This is a genomic window from Streptomyces sp. MGP-P1, from assembly GCF_057766565.1.
Window position 1 is genome coordinate 1,797,361 of record NZ_JBYMEM010000007.1, and the last position, 23,108, is coordinate 1,820,468.

General features: G+C 72.3%; 22 protein-coding genes. 19 read left to right on the forward strand and 3 right to left on the reverse strand.

Annotated features, from left to right (window positions below):
* Nucleotides 1–58 precede the first annotated feature (58 nt).
* Nucleotides 59–865 carry an aminotransferase class IV family protein gene (locus tag AC3CH1_RS29565; RefSeq protein WP_488465688.1) on the forward strand — a complete coding sequence of 269 codons (807 nt, stop codon included), beginning with the start codon at nucleotides 59–61 and terminating at the stop codon, nucleotides 863–865.
* A 56-nt stretch (nucleotides 866–921) separates the two neighbouring features.
* On the opposite strand, the gene AC3CH1_RS29570 is transcribed toward AC3CH1_RS29565, so the two are convergent.
* Entirely contained in the window at nucleotides 922–2,724 is a 1,803-nt protein-coding gene (locus tag AC3CH1_RS29570; RefSeq protein ID WP_488466767.1) for a glycoside hydrolase family 15 protein, read from the reverse strand.
* A 441-nt stretch (nucleotides 2,725–3,165) separates the two neighbouring features.
* Between AC3CH1_RS29570 and pyrG the strand changes: the two genes are divergently transcribed.
* The 14 genes from pyrG to AC3CH1_RS29640 all read left to right on the forward strand — a co-directional run bounded on the left by pyrG (nucleotide 3,166) and on the right by AC3CH1_RS29640 (nucleotide 18,668).
* Nucleotides 3,166–4,833, forward strand: coding sequence for a CTP synthase (gene pyrG / locus AC3CH1_RS29575; RefSeq protein ID WP_018959665.1), 1,668 nt, complete (start codon nucleotides 3,166–3,168; stop codon nucleotides 4,831–4,833).
* Nucleotides 4,834–4,921: 88 nt separating this feature from the next.
* Nucleotides 4,922–5,548 carry an NUDIX domain-containing protein gene (locus AC3CH1_RS29580; protein ID WP_488465689.1) on the forward strand — a complete coding sequence of 209 codons (627 nt, stop codon included), beginning with the start codon at nucleotides 4,922–4,924 and terminating at the stop codon, nucleotides 5,546–5,548.
* Between the two features lie 238 nt (nucleotides 5,549–5,786).
* Nucleotides 5,787–7,919, forward strand: a complete 2,133-nt coding sequence (locus AC3CH1_RS29585) for a tetratricopeptide repeat protein (protein ID WP_488465690.1) — start codon at nucleotides 5,787–5,789, stop codon at nucleotides 7,917–7,919.
* A gap of 143 nt (nucleotides 7,920–8,062) precedes the next feature.
* Entirely contained in the window at nucleotides 8,063–9,178 is a 1,116-nt protein-coding gene (gene ald, locus AC3CH1_RS29590) for an alanine dehydrogenase (protein ID WP_488466768.1), read from the forward strand.
* Between the two features lie 368 nt (nucleotides 9,179–9,546).
* On the forward strand, nucleotides 9,547–10,665 hold the full coding sequence (locus AC3CH1_RS29595; protein ID WP_007448578.1) for a ParA family protein: 1,119 nt from the start codon (nucleotides 9,547–9,549) through the stop codon (nucleotides 10,663–10,665).
* A complete protein-coding gene (locus AC3CH1_RS29600; protein ID WP_488466769.1) occupies nucleotides 10,662–11,222 on the forward strand; it encodes a hypothetical protein in 561 nt (186 codons plus the stop codon). The genes AC3CH1_RS29595 and AC3CH1_RS29600 overlap by 4 nt, the downstream gene beginning before the upstream one ends.
* An 80-nt stretch (nucleotides 11,223–11,302) precedes the next feature.
* Nucleotides 11,303–12,340, forward strand: coding sequence for a segregation/condensation protein A (locus AC3CH1_RS29605; protein WP_488465691.1), 1,038 nt, complete (start codon nucleotides 11,303–11,305; stop codon nucleotides 12,338–12,340).
* A complete protein-coding gene (gene scpB / locus AC3CH1_RS29610; protein ID WP_488465692.1) occupies nucleotides 12,337–12,993 on the forward strand; it encodes an SMC-Scp complex subunit ScpB in 657 nt (218 codons plus the stop codon). Before AC3CH1_RS29605 ends, scpB begins: the two co-directional genes overlap by 4 nt.
* Nucleotides 12,993–14,411 carry a pseudouridine synthase gene (locus tag AC3CH1_RS29615; protein ID WP_488465693.1) on the forward strand — a complete coding sequence of 473 codons (1,419 nt, stop codon included), beginning with the start codon at nucleotides 12,993–12,995 and terminating at the stop codon, nucleotides 14,409–14,411. Before scpB ends, AC3CH1_RS29615 begins: the two co-directional genes overlap by 1 nt.
* Before the next feature lie 130 nt (nucleotides 14,412–14,541).
* A complete protein-coding gene (pnuC, locus tag AC3CH1_RS29620) occupies nucleotides 14,542–15,198 on the forward strand; it encodes a nicotinamide riboside transporter PnuC (protein WP_488465694.1) in 657 nt (218 codons plus the stop codon).
* The gene (locus AC3CH1_RS29625) at nucleotides 15,195–16,274 is read left to right on the forward strand and encodes an AAA family ATPase (RefSeq protein ID WP_488465695.1); all 1,080 of its coding nucleotides are present in this window, start codon (nucleotides 15,195–15,197) and stop codon (nucleotides 16,272–16,274) included. Before pnuC ends, AC3CH1_RS29625 begins: the two co-directional genes overlap by 4 nt.
* Nucleotides 16,271–17,083: an NUDIX hydrolase gene (locus tag AC3CH1_RS29630; RefSeq protein ID WP_488465696.1), complete on the forward strand. Its 813-nt coding sequence runs from the start codon at nucleotides 16,271–16,273 to the stop codon at nucleotides 17,081–17,083. The genes AC3CH1_RS29625 and AC3CH1_RS29630 overlap by 4 nt, the downstream gene beginning before the upstream one ends.
* Nucleotides 17,080–18,105 (forward strand): ADP-ribosylglycohydrolase family protein, encoded by a 1,026-nt coding sequence (locus AC3CH1_RS29635; protein WP_488465697.1) that lies wholly within the window; start codon nucleotides 17,080–17,082, stop codon nucleotides 18,103–18,105. Before AC3CH1_RS29630 ends, AC3CH1_RS29635 begins: the two co-directional genes overlap by 4 nt.
* Nucleotides 18,106–18,224: 119 nt before the next feature.
* Nucleotides 18,225–18,668, forward strand: coding sequence for an SRPBCC family protein (locus AC3CH1_RS29640; protein ID WP_488466770.1), 444 nt, complete (start codon nucleotides 18,225–18,227; stop codon nucleotides 18,666–18,668).
* On the opposite strand, the gene AC3CH1_RS29645 is transcribed toward AC3CH1_RS29640, so the two are convergent.
* Complete coding sequence (locus AC3CH1_RS29645; RefSeq protein ID WP_488465698.1) at nucleotides 18,634–19,377, reverse strand: nucleotidyltransferase domain-containing protein; 744 nt, start codon at nucleotides 19,375–19,377, stop codon at nucleotides 18,634–18,636. The two genes, AC3CH1_RS29640 and AC3CH1_RS29645, sit on opposite strands and share 35 nt — an antisense overlap.
* 55 nt (nucleotides 19,378–19,432) lie before the next feature.
* Nucleotides 19,433–19,858: a Rieske (2Fe-2S) protein gene (locus AC3CH1_RS29650; RefSeq protein WP_488465699.1), complete on the reverse strand. Its 426-nt coding sequence runs from the start codon at nucleotides 19,856–19,858 to the stop codon at nucleotides 19,433–19,435.
* Between the two features lie 249 nt (nucleotides 19,859–20,107).
* Here AC3CH1_RS29650 and aroH point away from each other — a divergent pair, with 249 nt between their 5' ends.
* The 4 genes from aroH (at nucleotide 20,108) to AC3CH1_RS29670 (ending at nucleotide 23,048) form a co-directional block, all read left to right on the forward strand.
* Entirely contained in the window at nucleotides 20,108–20,470 is a 363-nt protein-coding gene (aroH, locus tag AC3CH1_RS29655) for a chorismate mutase (protein ID WP_488465700.1), read from the forward strand.
* Entirely contained in the window at nucleotides 20,467–21,552 is a 1,086-nt protein-coding gene (locus AC3CH1_RS29660; RefSeq protein ID WP_488465701.1) for a prephenate dehydrogenase, read from the forward strand. The genes aroH and AC3CH1_RS29660 overlap by 4 nt, the downstream gene beginning before the upstream one ends.
* Nucleotides 21,553–21,699: 147 nt before the next feature.
* Nucleotides 21,700–22,395: a (d)CMP kinase gene (cmk, locus tag AC3CH1_RS29665; protein ID WP_488465702.1), complete on the forward strand. Its 696-nt coding sequence runs from the start codon at nucleotides 21,700–21,702 to the stop codon at nucleotides 22,393–22,395.
* On the forward strand, nucleotides 22,392–23,048 hold the full coding sequence (locus AC3CH1_RS29670; RefSeq protein WP_488465703.1) for a lysophospholipid acyltransferase family protein: 657 nt from the start codon (nucleotides 22,392–22,394) through the stop codon (nucleotides 23,046–23,048). Before cmk ends, AC3CH1_RS29670 begins: the two co-directional genes overlap by 4 nt.
* The last annotated feature ends 60 nt before the right edge of the window (nucleotides 23,049–23,108 follow it).

The following is a 23,108-nucleotide window of genomic DNA, read 5'->3' on the forward strand; positions in this document are numbered from 1 at the left end:
TGCCGTGCCCCGTTCTTTCTTGACCTTGTCACCAATGTCAGGCCCTAACGTCCGGACCATGAACCAGGATTCCCCGTACATCGTGCAGCTGAACGGCCGGACGGCCACCACCGGCGACCTCGCGCCGCTCGCCTTCGCGGGCCACGCCCACTTCACCGCCGTGCAGGTCACGGGCGGCCGGGTCCGCGGCCTCGACCTCCACCTGGAGCGGCTGAGATCCGCGTCGGCGGAGCTGTTCGGCCGGGCTCTCCCGGACGACCTCGTGCGCGCGCGTCTGCGTACGGCGCTCCGCGACGGACCGGCCGACCTCTCGCTGACGGCCACGGTGTACTCCCCGGCGGGCGAGTTCACCGCGGCCGACGCGGATCCCGCGCTCCTCGTGCGCACCGGCCCGGCGTCGTCCGGCCCCGCCGGGCCGCTCGCCCTGGCGGCGGTCCGGCACGACCGGTTCCAGCCGCACATCAAGCACGTCGGCGAGCCGGCCAAGACGCATCTGCTCCGCAGGGCCGTCGCCGACGGCTTCGACGACGCCGCCTTCCTGGACGGGGAGGGCCGGTTCAGCGAGGCGACGATCTGGAACCTGGCCTTCTGGGACGGTACGTCGGTGCTGTGGCCCCGGGCCGGCCTGCTGACCGGGACGACCATGGGCATCGTCCGCCGGCAGCTGGACCGGCTCGGGGTCGGACAGCGGACCGTCGCGATCACCCCCGACGACCTTCCCGCCCTCGCCGGCGCGGTCGTCATGAACTCCTGGACGCCGGGCGTGAGCGTCCACCGGATCGGCGCGGTCGAGCTGCCGGCCGCCCCGCCGTTCCTGGAGCTGCTCCACCGGGCGTACGCGGCCGAACCGCTCACCGCCCCCTGAGAACGCGCGACGGCCGCCCCGCAGAGCCCGGGGCGGCCGTCCTCACCGTCGGCGGCTCAGCCGACGTACGCGCCGCTCGCCGTCAGCCGCAGAGCCGTGTCGATCAGCGGGACATGGCTGAACGCCTGCGGGAAGTTCCCCACCTGGCGCTGGAGGTTGGAGTCCCACTCCTCGGCCAGCAGGCCCAGGTCGTTGCGGAGCGCCAGCAGCTTCTCGAACAGCTGACGCGCCTCGTCGACCCGGCCGATCATCGCGAGGTCGTCGGCCATCCAGAACGAGCAGGCCAGGAACGCGCCCTCGTCGCCCGCCAGACCGTCGACGCCCGCGTTCTCGCCTTCCGTCGGGTAGCGCAGGATGAAGCCGTCCTCCGTGGACAGCTCCCGCTGGATCGCCTCGATCGTGCCGATGACCCGCTTGTCGTCCGGCGGCAGGAAGCCCATCTGCGGGATGAGCAGCAGGGAGGCGTCCAGCTCCTTCGACCCGTAGGACTGGGTGAAGGTGTTGCGCTCCTTGTCGTAGCCGCGGTCGCAGACGTCCCGGTGGATGTCGTCGCGGAGCTGGTACCACCGCTCCAGCGGGCCTTCGACGTCCCCGGACTCGACCAGCTTGATCGTCCGGTCGACCGCGACCCACGCCATCACCTTCGAGTGCACGAAGTGCCGGCGCGGCCCGCGCACCTCCCAGATGCCCTCGTCGGGCTCCTCCCAGTGCTTCTCCAGATACTCGATCAGCTTGAGCTGGAGGCCCATGGCGTAGTCGTTGCGGGTCAGCCCGGTCATGTGCGCCAGGTGCAGTGCCTCGGTGACCTCGCCGTACACATCGAGCTGGAGCTGGTTGGCCGCGCCGTTGCCGACCCGGACCGGGCCGGAGTTCTCGTAACCGGGCAGCCAGTCCAGCTCCGCCTCGCCGAGCTCGCGCTCGCCGGCGATGCCGTACATGATCTGGAGGTTCTCCGGGTCGCCCGCCACCGCCCGCAGCAGCCACTCGCGCCAGGCGCGGGCCTCCTCCCGGTATCCGGTGCGCAGCAGCGAGGAGAGGGTGATCGCGGCGTCCCGCAGCCAGGTGTACCGGTAGTCCCAGTTCCGTACGCCCCCGATCTCCTCGGGCAGCGAGGTGGTCGGGGCCGCGACGATGCCGCCGGTCGGCGCGTACGTGAGGGCCTTCAGCGTGATCAGGGAGCGGACGACCGCCTCCCGATAGGGCCCGTGGTACGTACACTGATCGACCCATTCGCGCCAGAACAGCTCGGTCGCCTCCAGGGCCCCCTCGGGTTCGGGGAGGGCGGGCGGCCCGTGGTGCGAGGGCTGCCAGCTGATCGTGAACGCCACCCGTTCGCCGGGGCCGACGGTGAAGTCGGAGTAGGTGGTCAGGTTCTTGCCGTACGTCTCCGCCTCGGTGTCCAGCCAGACGGAGTCCGGACCGGCGACGGCGACCGTGCGGTTGTCGACCTTGTGCACCCAGGGCGTCACCCGGCCGTAGCTGAAACGCATCCGCAGCTCCGAGCGCATCGGCACCCGGCCGCTGACGCCCTCCACGATCCGGATGAGCTGCGGCGCGCCGTCACGCGGGGGCATGAAATCGGTCACCCGTACGGTGCCGCGTGGCGTGTCCCACTCCGATTCCAGGACGAGGGAGTCACCGCGATAGCGGCGCCGGTCGGCGAAGACCGGTTCCGTTCCTTCCGCTCTCGCGGGGCTCATGCGCCAGAAGCCGTGTTCCTCGGTGCCCAGAAGCCCCGCGAACACGGCGTGCGAATCGAAGCGGGGCAGGCACAGCCAGTCCGCTGTGCCGTCCCGGCAGACCAGGGCTGCGGTCTGCATGTCTCCGATGAGTGCGTAATCCTCGATGCGCCCGGCCACGTGCGTCTCCAGTCGAACGGCCATGTCGCCCTGTAAGAGGGCGCTTACTGCAGGTCAAGGGGTCGTAGGGTCTTTCACCCGGGAAGATCCGACGAGTCCTGTACCGGTGGGCGGCCTGGGTGGTGCCGCCGCCCGGCCGTCTCGGCAGCGAGTGTTTGAGCAGGATACGACGCGCCGCGAAGATCCGCGCGACGGTCTCCGCAACATCTCTGAGCTGATCGAGTGGGACGTGAAGTGCCTGGGGTGAAGGTGTGACGGCCCTGTGCGGGGTGTGGCCGGAAGCAGCCTCCCGCCGTCGCTGTTACCCTGGTAGCCCGTGGACCGGTGGTCGTTCGCGACAGCGCACGAGGCCCCCGAACCGCAGCGACGGCGCCCCCGGAATCCCCGGTTCGGTCGCCGGTACGCACCTCAGAATCGCGACCACGGGAGCCCCCTTTGGCTATGCAGCCCACATCCACGACGACCAAGCACATCTTCGTCACCGGGGGTGTCGCCTCCTCCCTCGGCAAGGGTCTGACTGCCTCCAGCCTGGGTGCCCTGCTCAAGGCACGGGGCCTGCGGGTCACCATGCAGAAGCTCGACCCCTACCTCAACGTCGACCCGGGCACGATGAACCCCTTCCAGCACGGTGAGGTGTTCGTCACGAACGACGGCGCCGAGACCGACCTGGACATCGGCCACTACGAGCGCTTCCTCGACGTCGACCTCGACGGCTCCGCCAACGTGACGACCGGCCAGATCTACTCGCAGGTCATCGCCAAGGAGCGGCGCGGCGAGTATCTGGGCGACACCGTCCAGGTCATCCCGCACATCACCAACGAGATCAAGCACCGCATCCGCCGCATGGCCACCGACGACGTGGACGTCGTCATCACGGAGGTCGGCGGCACGGTCGGCGACATCGAGTCGCTGCCGTTCCTGGAGACCGTCCGCCAGGTCCGCCACGAGGTCGGCCGGGACAACGTCTTCGTCGTCCACATCTCGCTGCTGCCCTACATCGGCCCCTCCGGCGAGCTGAAGACCAAGCCCACCCAGCACTCGGTGGCCGCCCTGCGCAACATCGGCATCCAGCCGGACGCCATCGTGCTGCGCGCCGACCGCGAGGTCCCCACCGCCATCAAGCGCAAGATCTCGCTGATGTGCGACGTCGACGAGACCGCCGTGGTGGCCTGCCCGGACGCCCGGTCGATCTACGACATCCCCAAGGTGCTGCACACCGAGGGTCTGGACGCCTACGTCGTGCGCAAGCTCGACCTGCCGTTCCGGGACGTCGACTGGACCACCTGGGACGATCTGCTGGACCGGGTCCACAACCCCGACCACGAGGTCACCGTCGCGCTGGTCGGCAAGTACATCGACCTGCCCGACGCCTATCTCTCGGTCACCGAGGCGATCCGCGCCGGCGGCTTCGCCAACAAGGCCCGGGTCAAGGTCAAGTGGGTCACCTCCGACGACTGCCGGACCGCGGCGGGCGCCGCCGAGCACCTCGGGGACGTCGACGCGATCTGCATCCCGGGCGGCTTCGGCGAGCGCGGTGTCGACGGCAAGGTCGGCGCCATCCGCTACGCCCGCGAGAACAAGGTCCCGCTGCTCGGCCTCTGCCTCGGCCTCCAGTGCATCGTGATCGAGGCGGCCCGCTCGCTCGCCGAGATCCCCGACGCCAACTCCACCGAGTTCGACGCCGCCACCTCCCACCCCGTCATCTCGACGATGGAGGAGCAGCTCGCCTACGTCGAGGGCGCGGGAGACCTGGGCGGCACCATGCGGCTCGGCCTCTACCCGGCAAAGCTCGCCGAGGGCTCCCTCGTCCGCGAGGCCTACGACGGCCAGCCGTACGTGGAGGAGCGCCACCGCCACCGCTACGAGGTCAACAACGCCTACCGCGGTGAGCTGGAGAAGAAGGCCGGACTGGTCTTCTCCGGCACCTCCCCGGACAACAAGCTCGTCGAGTACGTCGAGTACCCGCGCGAGACGCACCCCTACCTGGTCGCCACCCAGGCGCACCCGGAGCTGCGCTCCCGCCCGACCCGCCCGCACCCGCTCTTCGCGGGTCTGGTGAAGGCCGCCGTCGCGCGCCAGGTCGCCGCCGCGAAGGGCGCGGACGCGTAACACCGAGGCACTACGGTTGACCGGGGTACGGATCCTGCGCGGATCGGTGCCCCGGTTTCCGTTGGTTCGTGGGAGGACGTGGACGTACATGGGTATCCAGGACAAGCCCGAGGAGTGGCAGGTCACCGCGACCGCGACCCCCTTCACCGGCAACAAGACCAGCGTCCGCACCGACCAGGTGGTGATGCCCGACGGGTCCGTCCACGGCCGTGACTACCAGGTCCACCCCGGCTCCGTCGCCGTCCTCGCGCTGGACGACGACGACCGGGTCATCGTGCTGCGTCAGTACCGGCACCCGGTGCGCCACCGGCTCTGGGAGATCCCGGCCGGACTGCTCGACGTCCCCGGCGAGAACCCCCTGCACGCCGCTCAGCGCGAGCTGTACGAGGAGGCGCACGTCAAGGCCGAGGACTGGCGGGTGCTGACCGACGTCTACACCACGCCCGGTGGCTGCGACGAGGCCGTGCGGGTCTTCCTCGCCCGCGATCTCTCCGAGGCGGAGGGCGAGCGGTACGCGGTCGCCGAGGAGGAGGCCGACATGGAGCACGCCCGGGTGCCGCTGCCCGAGCTGGTCCGCTCGGTGATCGCGGGGGACGTGCACAACAACTGCCTGGTCGTCGGGGTGCTCGCGCTCTTCGCCGTACGCGCGGGCGACGGCGTCGACTCCCTGCGCCCCGCCGAGGCGCCCTGGCCGGCCCGGCCCTTCGAGGCCTGACGGGCCGTCGGCCCGCCCGGCCATCTGACGGGCCGTCCGCCGCCGCACAGCGCACCCTCGATCGGACGATCACAGCACCTGGTGATCGTAAAAAATGAAGAAATGCTGATCCGATCGGGGGATGTTCCTCGTGCTCCGCTCCACTCCGCAGTGATCGTCGTCACCGCTGAACTACGCTCGAAACGCACCCGACCGGAGTTCCGGCGGGCACCGCGTGCAGCGAAGTGGAGCGTGGCTCGTGACCGATCAGGCGGTGGACACCAGCGGCCCGGCGAAGGCCCCGGGGGCCGAGGAGCCGTCCGGCGCCGCCCCGCCCCGATTCTTCGGCCGCGAACGTGAGTTGAAGGCCCTGCGGGCGGACATCGAGCGGGCCGGCCTCGACACCCTGGCCGGCCGCAAAGCCCCCCGGGCCCGGGTCCTGCTCATCGCGGGCCGGCCCGGATCCGGCCGCAGCGCACTCGCCGAGGAACTGGCCGGGGCGCTCACCGGAACCGACGCCGCCGGGGCCGCCGCGACCGCCACGGGCGCACTGCCCTGGGCCGCTCCCGGTACGGGCTCCGGCGACTACCCCGACGGGGTGCTCCGGGTCGGCCTCACCGACCCCGGCGGCGGACGCGTCCCCACCGAGCGCACCGCGGGCGAGCTCCTCGGCCTCCTCGGGGTGGCGGTCCCGCCCGGCGCCGATCAGGACGAACTCTCCGAGATGGTCCGCGAGGCCCTCGCCGTACGCCGGGTCGTCCTGGTGCTCGACGACGCGGCCGACGCCGAACAGGTCGACCCGCTGCTCCCGGAGAACCCGGACTGCCTGGTCCTCGCCACCGCGACCGGGCCGCTGACCGGCATCCCCGACGTACGGCCCTGCACCCTCGGCGGACTGGAGGCGGGCGCGGCGGTGCGGCTGCTCGCCCGCGTCATCGGACAGGTCCGCATCACCGTCGACCCTCGCACCGCGGAGAGTCTGTCCGAGGAGTGCGGGGGCCAGCCCGCGGCGCTCGCCCTGATGGGCGGCCTGCTCGCCGCGCACCCCATGGCCTCGGTCGCCGACGTCGCCAAGCAGCTGCACGAGCTCCCCGACCCGGGCGAGCACCTGCCCACCGGCGCCCGCCCGCTGGCCCGCGCGTTCCGGCTCGTCCACGACTCCCTGCCCCAGGCCGCCGCCCGGATACTGCGTCTGCTGGCCCTCGCCCCCGCCGGGCTCGCCGACGCCCACACGGCCTCCGCGCTGGCCGGCTGCTCGGTCTCCGCCGCCCGCTCCACCCTCGACGACTTCGTGAAGCTGGGGCTGCTGCGGACGGACGGCGCGGCCCACCCGCAGTACGCGGTGCCCGGCTGCCTCGCCCCGCTGCTGCTGGCCCTCCTGGAGGACCGGGACCGGCCGGCCGAGATCCAGCTCGCCCGCGCCCGGATGCTGGAGCGGACCGTGCGCCGGCTCCAGTCCTGCCGGGCGGTCACCGAGCCGGAGAGTACCCCCGCCCGCCGCGGGCTCGCCGGCCTGCCCCGCTCGCTGCGCTTCCCGAACGCGGACGAGGCGGGCGCGTGGCTGCGGGTCCGCCAGCCCGCCCTGCTCGCGTCGGCCCGGCTCGCCGTGGCGGACGGTGAGCTCGACACCCTGGCGCGGCGGCTGGTGGCGGCCCTGGTGCGGGCGCTGGCCGCGCACCGGGGGACGGAGGAGGCGGCCCCCGAGCTGTACGGGCTGCACGGCCTCGTCCTGGACGTGGCGCTCCGCCGCGAGCTGCCCCGCGAGCAGGCGGCCGCCCTGCTGAACCTCGCGGACCTGGACGCCCGCACCGGCCGCACCCGGGACGCGCTGACCCGCTACCGGGCCGCGCTGGACGCCGGAAAGGCCGCGAAGGACCTGTACGCCACCGGCCGCGCGATGGAATCCGTGGGCGGCGCGTACGAGGAGCTGGGCGACTACCACCGGGCCGCCGACTGGTACGGGCGGGCGCTCGCCCAGCGGCTGACCCAGGGCGAGCACGCCGAGGAGGCCCGGCTGTACGGGCGGCTCGGGGCGGTCCACACGTACGCCGGGCGCTACGGCGAGGCGCTGCGGAACTGGCGGGCCGCCGCCTCGGGCCACCGCAGGCTCGGCGATCCGGCGGCCCGGGCGCGGGCGCTCAGCGAGGCGGCCCGGGTCCAGGAGTACGCGGGCCGGCCGCACGACTCGCTCCAGACCTGCCGGGAGGCCGTCGACCTGGCCCGGCACGCCGGTGACGTGCGGCTTCAGGCGGCGCTCCAGCTGCGGCTCGCCGACACGCTCGACCGGCTCGGGGACCCCGCGGCGGCCGGGTTGCACCGGAACGCCGCCGAGAGATTGCTGGGCGAGGAGGCTTCTGCCTACGAAATCCGTAGTGCTTCGACGGAAAGTTAATGCTTTGTAAGGCTAGACAGCGCGAAGTCCTTCATTAGACTGGCTCTGCCGCGGTCCTCCGTGGCGTCTCCATTTAAGCTGTATATATCCGGGTGTGCACCGTTCTGCCCGGATGACCCTCCGAGCCAAGGACCGTGATCGACGTGAAGGTCGGCATCCCCCGCGAAGTCAAGAACAACGAGTTCCGGGTGGCGATCACCCCCGCCGGAGTGCATGAGCTCGTCCGCCACGGCCACCAGGTCGTCATCGAGCACGACGCCGGTGTCGGCTCGTCCATCCCGGACGAGGAGTACGTCGCCGCCGGCGCGCGGATCCTCGCCACCGCCGATGAGGTCTGGGCCGCCGCCGACCTGCTGCTGAAGGTCAAGGAGCCGGTCGCCGAGGAGTACCACCGCCTCCGCAAGGACCAGACTCTCTTCACGTACCTGCACCTCGCCGCCTCCCGCGAGTGCACCGACGCGCTGCTGGCCTCCGGCACCACCGCCATCGCCTACGAGACGGTCGAGACCGCGAACCGCGCCCTCCCGCTGCTCGCCCCGATGTCCGAGGTCGCGGGCCGCCTCGCCCCGCAGGTCGGCGCGTACCACCTGATGCGCTCCGTCGGCGGCCGCGGCGTGCTGCCCGGCGGTGTCCCCGGCACCGCGGCGGGCAAGGCCGTCGTCATCGGCGGCGGTGTCTCCGGCTGGAACGCCACGCAGATCGCCGTGGGCCTCGGCTTCCACGTCACGCTGCTCGACCGCGACATCAACAAGCTGCGCGAGGCCGACAAGATCTTCGGCACCAAGGTGCAGACCGTCGTCTCCAACGCCTTCGAGCTGGAGAAGGCTGTCGTCGAGGCCGATCTCGTCATCGGCGCCGTGCTGATCCCCGGAGCCAAGGCGCCGAAGCTGGTCACCAACGAGCTCGTCGCCAAGATGAAGCCCGGAAGTGTACTTGTCGACATTGCAATCGACCAGGGTGGCTGCTTCGAGGACTCGCGTCCGACGACCCACGCCGAGCCGACCTTCCAGGTCCACGACTCGGTCTTCTACTGCGTCGCCAACATGCCCGGCGCGGTGCCCCACACCTCCACCTACGCGCTCACCAACGCGACGCTGCCCTACATCGTGGAGCTCGCGAACCGCGGTTGGGCCGACGCCCTGCGCCGCGACGCCGCCCTGGCCAAGGGCCTCAACACCCATGAGGGCCAGGTGGTTTACCGCGAGGTGGCCGAAGCGCACGGTCTCCCGCACGTCGAGCTGACCGCGCTCCTGGGCTGACGGGTCAATCCCCTCCGTCAACATCGCGCGTCCGGCCGGACCTTGCCGAGCAAGGTCCGGCCGGACGCGTATCGGGCCCTGTGGGGCCCTTGCGCAACTCGCGCCGAACGTAACCCTTTACCCGTTTCGTGCTGCGGTGAAATGTGTGGCTTGGTCGCTGTGCACCCTTGACAGCGAGGCGTTCGATTGCCGACACATCGGGCCGGGTCCGGCGGATTGTGTTGCTGCGGACCGGTGACACGCCATAGAGTCGCCAATCGTCGGCATGGTGCCACGCTGACCTATCGATAAGTTTCCTGGTCACGTCCAAGGAGGTAAGACGACTTGTGAATGAGTCGACAATTACTCCCGGGGGTGGTCAACCAGGGATGCCTGCACGGGGTCTGAGCCCGATCGGGCTCGAAGCTGTCGGCTCCGTCGCTGTCCGCACCTTCGCCACCCAACAGCACATGACGACAGCCCCCCAGATGATGGACGGCCTACACGTGAACGCCACGGCCGGCAACGAGAGCAGCCGGGACACCGACCGCTTCGCCGACTTCGCCGAGGTGCCCGAGGGGCACTTCTACGACCCCGACGCCGAGTACGAGCCCGATCCGGAGTACGCGGCCACCCTCGCGCCCGACGCCGCGCGTCAGCGCCGCGAGCGCATCGGCCCGACCGGGCGGCCCCTGCCGTACTTCCCGATCCCGGGCCCCCTGACCGACCACGGCCCCGCGAAGATCATCGCGATGTGCAACCAGAAGGGCGGCGTCGGCAAGACCACGTCGACCATCAACCTGGGCGCCGCGCTCGCGGAGTACGGACGCCGGGTCCTGCTCGTCGACTTCGACCCGCAGGGCGCCCTCTCCGTGGGCCTCGGGGTCAACCCGATGGAGCTGGACCTCACCGTCTACAACCTGCTCATGGAGCGGGGCATGACGGCCGACGACGTCCTGCTCAAGACCGCGGTCCCCAACATGGACCTGCTGCCCAGCAACATCGACCTCTCCGCGGCCGAGGTGCAGCTCGTCAGCGAGGTGGCCCGCGAGTCCACGCTCCAGCGCGCCCTGAAGCCGCTGATGGCCGACTACGACTACATCGTGATCGACTGTCAGCCCTCGCTCGGCCTGCTCACCGTGAACGCCCTGACGGCCGCGCACAAGGTCATAGTGCCGCTCGAGTGCGAGTTCTTCGCCCTGCGCGGGGTGGCGCTGCTCACCGAGACCATCGAGAAGGTCCAGGAGCGGCTCAACCCGGAGCTGGAGCTCGACGGCATCCTCGCCACCATGTACGACTCCCGTACGGTGCACAGCCGCGAGGTCCTGGCGCGCGTCGTCGAGGCCTTCGACGAGCACGTCTACCACACGGTCATCGGCCGCACGGTCCGCTTCCCGGAGACCACGGTCGCCGGTGAGCCCATCACCACCTACGCCTCCAACTCGGTCGGCGCAGCCGCCTATCGCCAGCTCGCCAGGGAGGTGCTCGCCCGGTGTCACGCCGAGTGAGTCTGCCGGGGGCCGACGAACTGTTCCGTACCACCGGAGGCGGGATGGGCCTCCAGCCGTCCTCGCCGGCGGAGCGGCGGCGCAAGGCGAACGGCGAGCCGCGGGTGCCCGCGCCCGCCGAGGAGAGCGATCCCTCCGGCCAGGCCGCCTCCGCCGACCGTCAGGAGCACGACGCGGCCGACGCGGACGGTGGCGACTCGCGCAGCCGCGCCGACGAGCGTCCCCCGTCCGCCAAGGCCGCCTCCGGCGAGCGCCCCGCGCCCTCCGCCACCCCGGCCGAGCAGCCCCCGGCGGTCCAGCAGCAGCGCAGACGAGGCGGCGGACGCGGCGCCAACCGCCGCCCCAGCGGCCGGGAACGCCACGACGAGAAGATCACGGTCTACGTCTCCGCCGAGGAGCTGATGGACCTCGAACACGCCCGGCTCGTCCTGCGCGGCGAACACGGCCTGGCCGTCGACCGCGGCCGCATCGTCCGCGAGGCGGTGGCGGTGGTCCTGGCCGACCTGGAGTCCCGGGGCGACGCGAGCATCCTCGTACGGCGGCTGCGCGGCCGCTGAGCACGGCGCGGGTAGCCTGCCCCGCAGGACCCGCCGCCAGGCGGGACCCGTCCGCGCCCCCGCCCCACCCCTGGACCACCATGCCCACGCCCGACGACCCCGTCACCCCGCGCCGCCGTGCCCTGGGGCGGGGGCCGGGCGCGGCGGCGCCGCCCGTGGAGGCGGAGGGGGCCGTACGAGAGCTTGAACCCGCACGAGAGCTTGAACCCGTACCCGAGCCGGAAGCCGTACCGGAGCCGGATCCGGAGCCGGCAGCCGGACAGGTGCCGGAGCCGGAAGCCGTACCGGAGGCGGAAGCGGACGACAAGCGCTTCACCGTGCGGCTGGTGAACTTCGAGGGCCCCTTCGATCTCCTCCTCCAGCTGATCTCCAGGCACAAGCTGGATGTGACCGAGGTCGCCCTGTCGAAGGTCACCGACGAGTTCATGGCGTACATCCGCGCCATGGGCCCCGACTGGGACCTCGACCAGACCACCGAGTTCCTCGTCGTCGCCGCCACGCTGCTCGACCTCAAGGCCGCCCGGCTGCTGCCCGCGGCCGAGGTCGAGGACGAGGCCGACCTCGCGCTCCTGGAGGCGCGGGACCTGCTCTTCGCGCGGCTGCTCCAGTACCGCGCGTACAAGCGGATCGCCGAGATCTTCCAGGGCCGCCTGGAGTCGGAGGCCCGTCGCCAACCCCGTACGGTCGGCCTGGAGGACCAGCACGCCGCGCTGCTGCCCGAGGTGGTCATCAGCATCGGGCCCGAGGGCTTCGCCCGGCTCGCGGTGAAGGCGATGCAGCCGAAGCCCAAGCCCCAGGTGTACGTCGACCACATCCACGCCCCGCTGGTCAGCGTCCGGGAGCAGGCGGGCCTCGTGGTGGAGCGGCTGCGCGAGGCCGGGGCGGCGGTGAGCTTCGCCGTGCTGACCGAGGACGCCCCGGACACCCTGACCGTGGTCGCCCGGTTCCTGGCCCTGCTGGAGCTGTACCGCGAGAAGGCCGTCACCCTCGACCAGGACGAGGCGCTGGGCGACCTGCTGGTGACCTGGTGCGGCGGGGCGGAGGCGGAGCCGGTGGTGACGGACGAGTTCGACCGGGAGCTCAACGGGGGCGCTGAAGAGGAGGACGTACGGGAATGAGCGAGCAGCCGACTCGGGAGACCGACGCGGGCGCGGTCGCCGCGCTCGATCTGAAGCCCGCCCTGGAGGCGGTCCTCATGGTCGTCGACGAGCCCGCCACCGTCGACCACCTGGCCAAGGTGCTCCAGCGGCCCCGCAGGGCCGTGGCGGACGCGTTGCGGGAGCTGGCCGACGAGTACACCGTGCAGCGCCGGGGCTTCGACCTGCGGCTCGTCGCGGGCGGCTGGCGGTTCTACACCCGTCCCGAGTACGCGGCGGCCGTGGAGGGCTTCGTCCTGGACGGCCAGCACGCCCGGCTCACCCAGGCCGCGCTGGAGACGCTGGCGGTGGTCGCGTACCGGCAGCCGGTGAGCCGCTCGCGGGTCTCGGCGGTGCGCGGAGTGAACTGCGACGGTGTCATGCGGACCCTCCTCCAGAGGGGCCTGGTGGCGGAGGCGGGCGCGGAACCCGAAACAGGTGCGATCCTGTACAGGACGACGAACTACTTTCTGGAGCGAATGGGCCTGCGCGGCCTGGACGAGCTCCCGGAGCTCGCGCCCTTCCTCCCGGAGGCGGACGCGATCGAGGCTGAGACGCTAGAGGGTGTGCCGTCGTTCGATCCGGACGCACCGGACACCCCGGATACTCACGCAGACGACAAGACGGAATTTTGATGCGAAGCAGTGGCAGGAACAGCGGAAGCGGCAACGGCGGGAGCGGCGGCCGGAGTGGCGGAGGCGCGGGCAGCGGCGGCCGCGGTGGCGGCGGCTCCTCCCGCCAAGGCCAGGGCGGCGGCGGCCAGGGAGGCCGTCCCGGCGGCCAGGGCGGCGGACGCGGCGGCGGCAGCGGCCAGGGCGGGCGGCCCGGAGCCCCGGGCGGCCGTCCCTCCGCTCAGGGCGGTCGTCCCTCCGCTCAGGGCGGGCGCGGCGGCAGTCAGGGCGGTCGTCCCACCGGCCAGGGCGGCCGTCCCACCGGTCAGGGTGGGCGTCCCACCGGCCAAGGCGGCCGTCAGGGCGCTCAGGACGGGCGTTCGAGCTACCAGGACGGACGCCCGAGCTACCAGGGCGGTCGCGACGAGGAGCAGCGTCCCCGCCGTCCTCGCCCGGAGGAGCGCCGCTACGACGTCGGCAACGACGCCCCCGGCGTCCGGGCCGAGCAGGACGGCCCCCGCAAGGGCCGCGGCTCGGCCGCCCGGGGCGGGGCCAAGGGTGGCCCGAAGCCCGCACAGGGCGGCAACCGCACCGGCGGTTTCCGCCGTGCCGCCCCCTCGCGCCCGCGTGAGCTGGACGCCAAGATCGAGCAGCGCAACCGCGACCGGTACGCGAACAAGCCCGTGATCGACCTCCCCAAGACCCACCCGGGAGCCGAGGAGGAGGGCGAGCGGATCCAGAAGGTCCTCGCCCGGGCCGGCATGGGCTCGCGCCGCGCGTGCGAGGAGCTGATCGAGCAGTCCCGCGTCGAGGTCAACGGCGAGATCGTCGTCGAGCAGGGCAAGCGCGTCGACGTGCACAAGGACGAGATCAAGGTCGACGGTCTGACCGTCGCCGCCCAGTCCTACCTGTTCTTCGCGCTGAACAAGCCCGCGGGCGTCGTCTCCTCGATGGAGGACCCGGACGGCCGCCAGTGCCTCGGCGACTACGTGACCAACCGCGAGACGCGACTGTTCCACGTCGGCCGGCTGGACACCGAGACGGAGGGCATCATCATGCTCACCAACCACGGTGAGCTGGCCCACCGCCTCACCCACCCCAAGTACGGCGTCAAGAAGATCTACCTGGCCGCCATCCAGGGCCCCCTGCCGCGCGACCTCGGCAAGCGGCTCAAGGACGGCATCCAGCTGGAGGACGGCTACGCCCGCGCCGACCACTTCCGCGTCGTCGAGAACACCGGCAAGAACTACCTGGTCGAGGTGACCCTCCACGAGGGCCGCAAGCACATCGTGCGCCGGATGCTGGCCGAGGCCGGCTTCCCGGTCGAGCGCCTCGTGCGGACGTCCTTCGGGCCCATCCCGCTGGGCGACCAGAAGTCCGGCTGGCTGCGCCGCCTCACCAACACCGAGGTCGGCATGCTTATGCGCGAGGTCGGTCTGTAGCCGCACCCGACGTCGTACGAGGGCCCGCGGCCGGTATCTGTTCGGAAAGTTCGAACAGAACCGGCCGCGGGCCTTTTGCCGTCCCCGTCCAGCCTTTATAGTCAGAGTGACTATTAAGAAGGAGGCGGGCGTGAGTCTCGCGGACGTACTCGATCCCCTGCAACAGCCCCTGGTGACGATCCTGGACACCCCGGTCAGCTGGACCGAGGTGCTGGGCTTCGGAAGCGGGGCGTTGTGCGTCTGGCTCGTGGCCCGCCAGCACCTCGCCAACTGGCCGATCGGCATCGCCAACAACGTCTTCTTCATCCTGCTGTTCGCCCAGTCCGGTCTGTACGCCGACGCCGGCCTCCAGATCGTCTTCATCACCCTCGCCGCGTACGGCTGGTGGACCTGGACCCACGGGGGTGGACCAGGAACCTCCGTCCTCCCGGTGCGCAGAACGACCCGCACCGAATGGACCTGGCTGCTCGCGGCGGGGGTGGTGGGGACCCTCGGGATCACCCTGCTGCTGTCCCGGGCCACCGACTCCACCGTCCCGTTCTGGGACGCGCTGACGACATCCCTGTCGCTGATGGCGACGTACGGACAGTGCAGGAAGCGGCTGGAGTCCTGGTGGCTGTGGATCGCCGCCGACGTGGTCTACATCCCGCTCTACGCCCACAAGGGGCTGTATCTGACCTCGCTGCTGTACGCCGGTTTCCTCGCGCTCTGCCTCGTCGGCCTGCGCAACTGGCACCGGGACCTGACCGTACGCAAGACCCGGACCCCGGAGGCGGCGGCGGCGTGAAGCGCTACGAACACGGCCTGGTCCTCGGCAAGTTCTACCCGCCGCACGCCGGCCACCACCACCTCGTCGAGACCGCCCGGGACCGCTGCGAACGGCTGACGGTGCTGGTCTGCGCCGCCTCCGTGGAATCCGTCCCGCTCGCCGACCGGGTCGCCTGGATGCGCGAGGCGCACCCCGACGTCACGGTGGTGGGCGCGGTCGACGACACGCACATGGACGTGGCCGACCCGGCCGTCTGGGACGCGCACATGGCGGTCTTCACCGCGGCCGTGCCCGAGCGGGTGGACGCCGTCTTCACCTCGGAGGCGTACGGCGAGGAGTTGGGCCGCCGCTTCGGCGCGGCGTCGGTGCTCGTCGACCCCGACCGCACCCTCTTCCCGGTCTCCGGCACCGCCGTGCGCCGGTCCCCGGCCGACTGCTGGGACTTCCTCCGGCCGCCCGTGCGGGCCGCCCTCGCCCGCCGGGTCGTGGTCCTCGGCGCGGAGTCCACCGGCACCACCACCCTCGCGCGGGCGCTCACCACCCACTACCGCGCACGCGGCGGCGTGTGGGCGCGCACCGGCTGCGTCGCCGAGTACGGGCGCGAGTACAGCGAACACAAGCTCGCCGCCCTGCGCGAACGGTGGCCGGGGGCCGCCTGGGAGGACGTCAGCTTCACCACCGACGACTTCCCGCTCATCGCGCGGGCCCAGAACGACCGGGAGGAGGCCGCCGCCCGCGCCGGGTCCCCGGTGCTCCTCTGCGACACGGACTCCTTCGCCACCACCGTCTGGCACGAGCGGTACGTCGGCGGCCGCAACCCGCACGTCGAGGAGATCGCCGACCGCGCCGTCCACCACCTGTGGCTGCTCACCGACCACGAGGGCGTCCCCTTCGAGGACGACGGGCTGCGGGACGGGGAGGAGCTGCGCCCCTGGATGACCGACCGTTTCCGCGCCGAACTCGCCCGCACGGGACGGCGGTTCATCGAGGTCACCGGCCCGCCCGAGGCGCGGCTCGCCGCCGCCGTCGCCGCCGTCGACGAACTCCTCGCCACCGGCTGGGACTTCGCCGCCCCTCTCCCGGAGAAGCGATGAGCGCCCCCGCCCCCGAGGGCTATGACCCGCACGCCTTCGCCCCGTTCGCGGTCACCGTCGACCTCGCGGTCTTCACCGTCCGCGAGGCCCGGCTGCACGTGCTGCTCGTCGAACGCGGCCAGGAGCCCTTCCGGGGCCGGTGGGCGCTGCCCGGCGGCTTCCTGCTGCCCCGGGAGTCCGCCGAGGACGCCGCCCGCCGCGAACTCGCCGAGGAGACCGGCCTCGGCCACCGCGCCGTCGGCGCCCTCCACCTCGAACAGCTGCGCACCTACACCGCCCCGGACCGCGACCCGAGGATGCGGGTCGTCTCCGTCGCGTACGCCGCGCTCCTGCCGGACCTGCCCGAACCGCGCGGCGGCGGCGACGCGGCGAGCGCCCGGTGGTGGGACGCGGACTCCACCGGACCGCTGGCCTTCGACCACGACCGGATCCTCGCCGACGCCCACGACCGGATCGGCGCCAAGCTCGAGTACAGCTGCCTGGCCACCGCGTTCTGCCCCGCCGAGTTCACGCTCGGCGAGCTCCAGCAGGTCTACGAGACCGTCTGGGGCGTCGAGCTCGACCGCCCCAACTTCCGGCGCAAGGTCCTCAACGCCCCCGGCTTCGTCCAGGCCGTTGAGGGCCCGCCGCGCCGCACCGGCGGACGGGGCAAACCGGCCGCCCTCTACCGGGCGGGCGACGCCACCGCCCTGCACCCGCCGCTCCTGCGCCCGCCACGACCGGACGCCCCCGCTGCCCCGTCGAACTCCGTAGCCCCGTCGTACGCCGCAGCCCCGTCGCACTCCGCACCGGAAGGACGAGACAGATGACCATCACCACCCCGCCCATCACCAAGCAGGCCGCCACCGGCGTGCTGACGGGACTCGCGCTCGGCGACGCCCTGGGCTTCCCCACCGAGTTCAACGACGTACCCGCCATCCTCGCCAAGTTCGGCCCCTGGCGGCAGCTTCCCCTCCTGACGCCCGCCGTCGTATCCGACGACACCCAGATGACGATCGCGCTGGGCCGGGGCATCCGCACCGCCATGGACAGCGGACTGCTCACCCCCGAACGGCTGGTGGACCCGGTCCGCGCGGAGTTCGTCGCCTGGTACCACTCGCCGGACAACAACCGGGCCCCGGGCAACACCTGCCTCACCGCCTGCCGCCTGCTCGAACACACCCGGGTCTGGCAGGAGGCCAGCCAGACGCACTCCAAGGGCTGCGGCGCCAACATGCGGGTCGCCCCCGTCGGCCTGGTCCCCGGCCTCAGCGAGGAACAGCGCGCCGGGGCCGCCCAGCTCCAGGCGGCCCTCACCCACGGCCACCCCACCGCGCTCACCGCCTCCGACCTGCTGGCCCGCGCGGTGTTCCTGCTCGCCCAGGGAGCCGAGCCCCTCGGCCTGATCGGACAGCTGCGCAGCTACGCCTACGAGAACCGGGGCCGCTACCACACCCGCTGGCTCGGCGACCTCTGGCGCCACGCGGGCGACGCCACCCCGGGGGCGTACATCCAGCGCGGCTGGGACGAGTGCCTGACCGCGCTGGGACGCGTCCAGGACGCGCTGCGCGCCCCGTCGCCGGAGACCGACCCCTGCGAGCGGACCGGGGACGGCTGGATCGCCGAGGAGGCCCTCGCGACCGCGCTGCACTGCTTCCTGCTGTTCCCCGAGGAGCCCGTCACCGTCCTGCGCAGGGCCGCCTGCACCCGGGGCGACTCCGACTCGATCGCCTGCCTGGCCGGAGCGCTCGCCGGCGCGCACCTGGGCGCGTCGGCCTGGCCCAAGGAATGGTCCGAGCGCATCGAATACCGCAGCGACCTGCTCTCCCTCGCCGCGCTCTGGGACGCCTGAGCCGTACCGGCCGCCGGGTGCGCGCCATCGTCTCGCCGACGAGGGCCGCCCTGAATGAGCCGAGGACGATCGGGTACGAGAGGGCGGACCTGTTCCCGTACGAAGGCCTGGTGGTATCCGTGTCCTCCTCACTCGTCGAGACCGTCGACATCAAGGCGCCCGTGGCGGTCGCCTGGTCCCTGTGGAGCGATGTCACCCAGTGGCCGAAATTCCTGAGCCACGTCCAGCGCGTCGATCCGATCGATGAGCGGCGCTTCGCCTGGCAGCTCTCGCTGCCCGGTGCGGAGAAGCGCTTCGTCGCCGAACTCACCGAGGTGGTCCCCGAGGACCGCATCGCCTGGAAGACGACCGAGGGAGTGCACCACGCGGGGGTGGTCACCTTCCACCGACTCGACGACACATCGAGCCGTGTCGCCCTCCAGATCGAGTACGACCCCCAGGGATTCATCGAGCACCTGGGGGCGCTGACCAACCTCGACTCCGCCCTGACCAACTACGACCTGGGCGAGTTCCAGAAGCTGGCCGAACTCACGGCCGCGTCGGGCGGTCCCCGTACGGTGTGAGCCCGGTCGGCGCCTGATCCCGTGCCGCCGAGGCCCGCCGGGCCCGGACGAGGAAGTTCTCCAGGGCCGCCCGGTCGGGTTCCGGCGGCAGCGGGGAGCGGGTCGCCGCCTCGTCGTTCTCCTTGGCGAGGCGGTTCATCCGGCGCTCCACCTCCGGCCAGGGCACCTCGCCCCGCTTCACCGCCAGCAGCTCCTCACGGGCCTCGCCGACGTCGATGCGCAGCTCGCCCGTGCGCAGCAGGTCCCGGGAGCTCGCCAGCAGCCGCAGCAGATGCATCGCGTGCTTCCAGCGCGGCGCGCCATGGACCCGTACGTCGGCCTCCAGCTTCCTCCGCTGGCCCAGCGCGTACCGGACGAACGTGTCGTGCGCGAGCCGCGACAGGAACGCCCCGCGCAGTGCCAGCAGCTCGCGGCCGGTGTCGTCCACGGACTCCACCAGCGGGGAGTGCAGGCACTCCAGCACGTTCGGGTTGGCCCGCAGCGCCAGCTCGCAGAAGCGTTCCAACTCCCAGGAGAACTGCTCCGGTGCGGGGCCCTCCACATGTGTCGGCGGCTTCTCGAAACGCCAGAACAGCGGGGTGGGCGCGAGGAACACCCCGCGCCGGTCGGTATCGCTGTCCTCCGTGGCCAGCCCGAACGCGCGCGAGCCCATCACGCAGGCGTAGACCGTGTGGTCGCGTACGAGTGCCTCGTCGTCGGCGGTGATCATGCCCGCGAGCGTACGTGCGCGGTGGCCGCGGCGCCTCGGAGATTCCGGCCCGCTCTCAACCCAGCCGGATCGCGCCCCCCGATACGGTGATCCGCTCGGCGGGCAGCGGACGGGTCGCCGGGCCGGCCTCGACCGCCGCGTCCGTGATGCTGTACTTGCTGCCGTGGCAGGGGCAGTTGATCGTGCCGTCGCTCACCGTCGAGACGAGGCAGTTCGCATGGGTGCACACGGCGGAGAACGCCCGGAACTCACCCTTCTCCGGCTGGGTCACCACCACCTTCCGTTCCTTGAGGACGGTGCCGCCGCCGACCGGGATGTCCGCGGTCCGGGCCAGCTCCGCCCCGCCCGATGCGTCCCCCGACGCGGTCGGCGTCGGGGGCGCGTCCTCGCCGCCGCCCCCGTCGGAGGATCCGCAGCCGGTGGCCAGGGCGGCGGCGCCCGCCGCACCCGCGGCCAGCACCGTCCTTCGCCGTGCGTTCATGGGCTCTCCTTCGATGGCGGTGGGTGGGCGCCATCGTGGCGGTGTTGACCCCCCGGGCGAAGCGACCGCGCGGACCGTGCGCCCGACCGAGTGGTGGATGGGACCCCGACGGCCGCGGCCCGCCCGTCTCACGGACGGAACGCGGTGATCAGGCCGGCCGCTGCCGATCTAGGCTGAGGTGAGCGTCGGCCGCGCCACGGAGCGCCGGGCCAAAGGCGCGGACGATCGGCGAAGAGCGAGGAGCACGACGTGGCGGTACGAGCGGTCCGGGGCGCCGTCCAGCTGGACCAGGACGAGGCCGGGCACATGGGCCGGCGGGTCGGCGAGCTGCTGACGGCCGTTCTGGAGCGGAACGAGTTCGTCGCCGACGACCTGATCAGCATCTGGTTCACCGCCACCCCCGACCTGCGCAGCGACTTCCCCGCCGCCGCCGCGCGCGGCCTCGGCATCGTCGACGTACCCCTGATCTGCGCCCAGGAGCTGGACATCGAGGGGGCCATGCCCCGGGTCGTCCGTATCCTCGTGCATGTCGAGACCTATCTCTCGCGCGCCGAGATCAGCCACGTCTACCTCGGCGCCACCGCCGCTCTGCGCAAGGACATCGCCCAGTGAGAACCGCCCTCGTCATCGGAACCGGGCTCGTCGGCACCTCCGCCGCCCTCGCACTGTCCGGTCGCGGAGTCCATGTGCACCTCGTCGACCACGACCCCGCGTGCGCCCGCACCGCGGCCGCGCTCGGCGCCGGTACGGACGAGGCGCCGGAAGGCCGCGTCGACCTGGCGATCGTCGCCGTGCCGCCCGCGCACACCGCCGCCGTCCTCGCCACCGCCATGCGCGACGGGGTGGCCCGCGGCTACCTGGACGTCGCCAGCGTCAAGGGCGGCCCGCGCCGTGAGCTGGAGGCGCTCGGCCTCGACCTCACCCCGTACATCGGTACGCACCCGATGGCCGGCAAGGAGCGCTCGGGGCCGCTCGCCGCGACCGCCGACCTCTTCGAGGGGCGCCCCTGGGTCCTCACCCCGACCCGGGACACCGACACCGAGGTGCTCAACCTCGCGCTGGAGCTGGTCGCCCTGTGCCGGGCCGTCCCCGTCGTCATGGACGCCGACGCCCACGACCGGGCCGTGGCCCTCGTCTCGCACACCCCGCAGCTGATCTCCTCGATGGTCGCCGCCCGGCTGGAGGAGGCCGACGAGACCGCCGTACGGCTGTGCGGACAGGGCATCCGCGACGTCACCCGGATCGCCGCGTCCGACCCCCGCATGTGGGTGGAGATCCTCTCCGCCAACCCCGGCCCGGTCGCCGATGTCCTCGCCGGGGTCGCCGCCGACCTGGCGGAGACCGTGACCGCGCTGCGCGGCCTGCACTCCGCCGACGAGGAGAAGCGGCGCGCGGGCACCGACGCCATCGAGGACGTCCTGCGTCGCGGCAACGCGGGCCGCGTCCGGGTCCCCGGCAAGCACGGCGCGGCCCCCACCGTCTACGAGACCGTGGCCGTCCTCATCGGCGACAAGCCGGGCGAGCTGGCCGCGATCTTCGCCGACGCCGACCGGGCCGGGGTCAACATCGAGGACGTCCGCATCGACCACGCCACCGGCCAGCAGGCGGGTCTCGTCCAGATCATGGTCGAGCCCAGCGCCGCCCCGGTCCTCGGAGCGGCCCTCCAGGAACGCGGCTGGTCGATCCGCGGCTGAGCCCGGTCCCGTACGACGGGGGCGGCGCCACCCCCGCCCGGGTGGCCCGCCTTCCCCGTACGGGGTACAAGGGCCCGCCCGGTACTCGGTAACCTGGTACGAGGCCGTCCTCAAGGCCCGTCCGTCCCCGCACCGTGTACCAGGAAGGTGTCCACCACCGTGGAAACCGCACGCTCCTCCGTGATCGTCGCCATCGACGGGCCCTCGGGCACCGGCAAGTCGAGCACGTCCAAGGCCGTCGCCGCCAAGCTCGGCCTGAGCTACCTGGACACGGGCGCGCAGTACCGGGCCATCACCTGGTGGATGCTGAGCAACGGAATCGACGTGGGCGACCCGGCCGAGATCGCGACCGCCGCCGCCAAGCCGGTGATCGTCTCCGGCACCGATCCCGCCGCCCCGACGATCACCGTCGACGGCGAGGACGCCTCCGGCCCGATCCGCACCCAGGAAGTCACCTCCAAGGTCAGCGCCGTCAGCGCCGTCCCCGAGGTGCGGGCGCTCATCACCGAGCTCCAGCGCTCCATCGCCGCGGCCGCGACCGGCGGCATCGTCGTCGAGGGCCGGGACATCGGCACCACCGTGCTGCCCGACGCCGACCTCAAGATCTTCCTCACCGCCTCCCCGGAGGCCCGCGCCGCCCGCCGCAGCGGCGAGGTCAAGGGATCCGACCTGACCGCCACCCGCGAGGCGCTGATTCAGCGGGACGCCGCCGACTCCGGCCGCAAGACCTCGCCGCTCGCCAAGGCGGACGACGCCGTCGAGGTGGACACCACCGAGCTGACCCTCCAGCAGGTCATCGAGTGCGTCGTCACCCTCGTCGAGGGGAAGCGGGTCGCCGCGTGAGCGATGCCACAGGCGCGCCCACGCTGCGCGGAGCGGCCGTCGGGCGAACCATCGGCATCGGCCTGATGTACGGGCTGTGGAAGCCCAGGGTCCTGGGCGCGTGGCGCGTGCCCGCCGCCGGACCCGTCATACTCGCGGTGAACCACTCCCACAACATCGACGGACCGATGCTGATGGGCACCGCGCCCCGGCCGGTGCACTTCCTGATCAAGAAGGAGGCGTTCGTCGGCCCCCTCGACCCGTTCCTGCACGGAATCGGGCAGATCGAGGTGGACCGCCGAACCGTCGACCGCACCGCCATCACCCACGCGCTCGGCGTGCTGGAGGACGGCGGCGTCCTCGGGATCTTCCCCGAGGGCACCCGCGGCGAAGGGGACTTCGCGTCGCTGCGGGCCGGACTCGCGTACTTCGCGGTACGCGGCGGGGCTCCGATCGTCCCCGTGGCCGTTCTGGGAAGCACCGAGCGCCGCGGACGGTTGATACGGGGGCTGCCCCCGCTGCGCAGCCGGGTCGACGTCGTCTTCGGCGACGCGTTCGACGCGAGCGCCGGCGACGGGCGGCGGACGCGCAGGGCGCTGGACGAGGCGACCCTGCGGATCCAGGCGAAGCTCACCGCCCACCTGGAAAGTGCCAAGCGCCTCACCGGGCGATAGGCGAGACTTGAGTAGTGGACCGCGGTGATCGCGGTCCATCGATGATGATGCAAAGAGGAA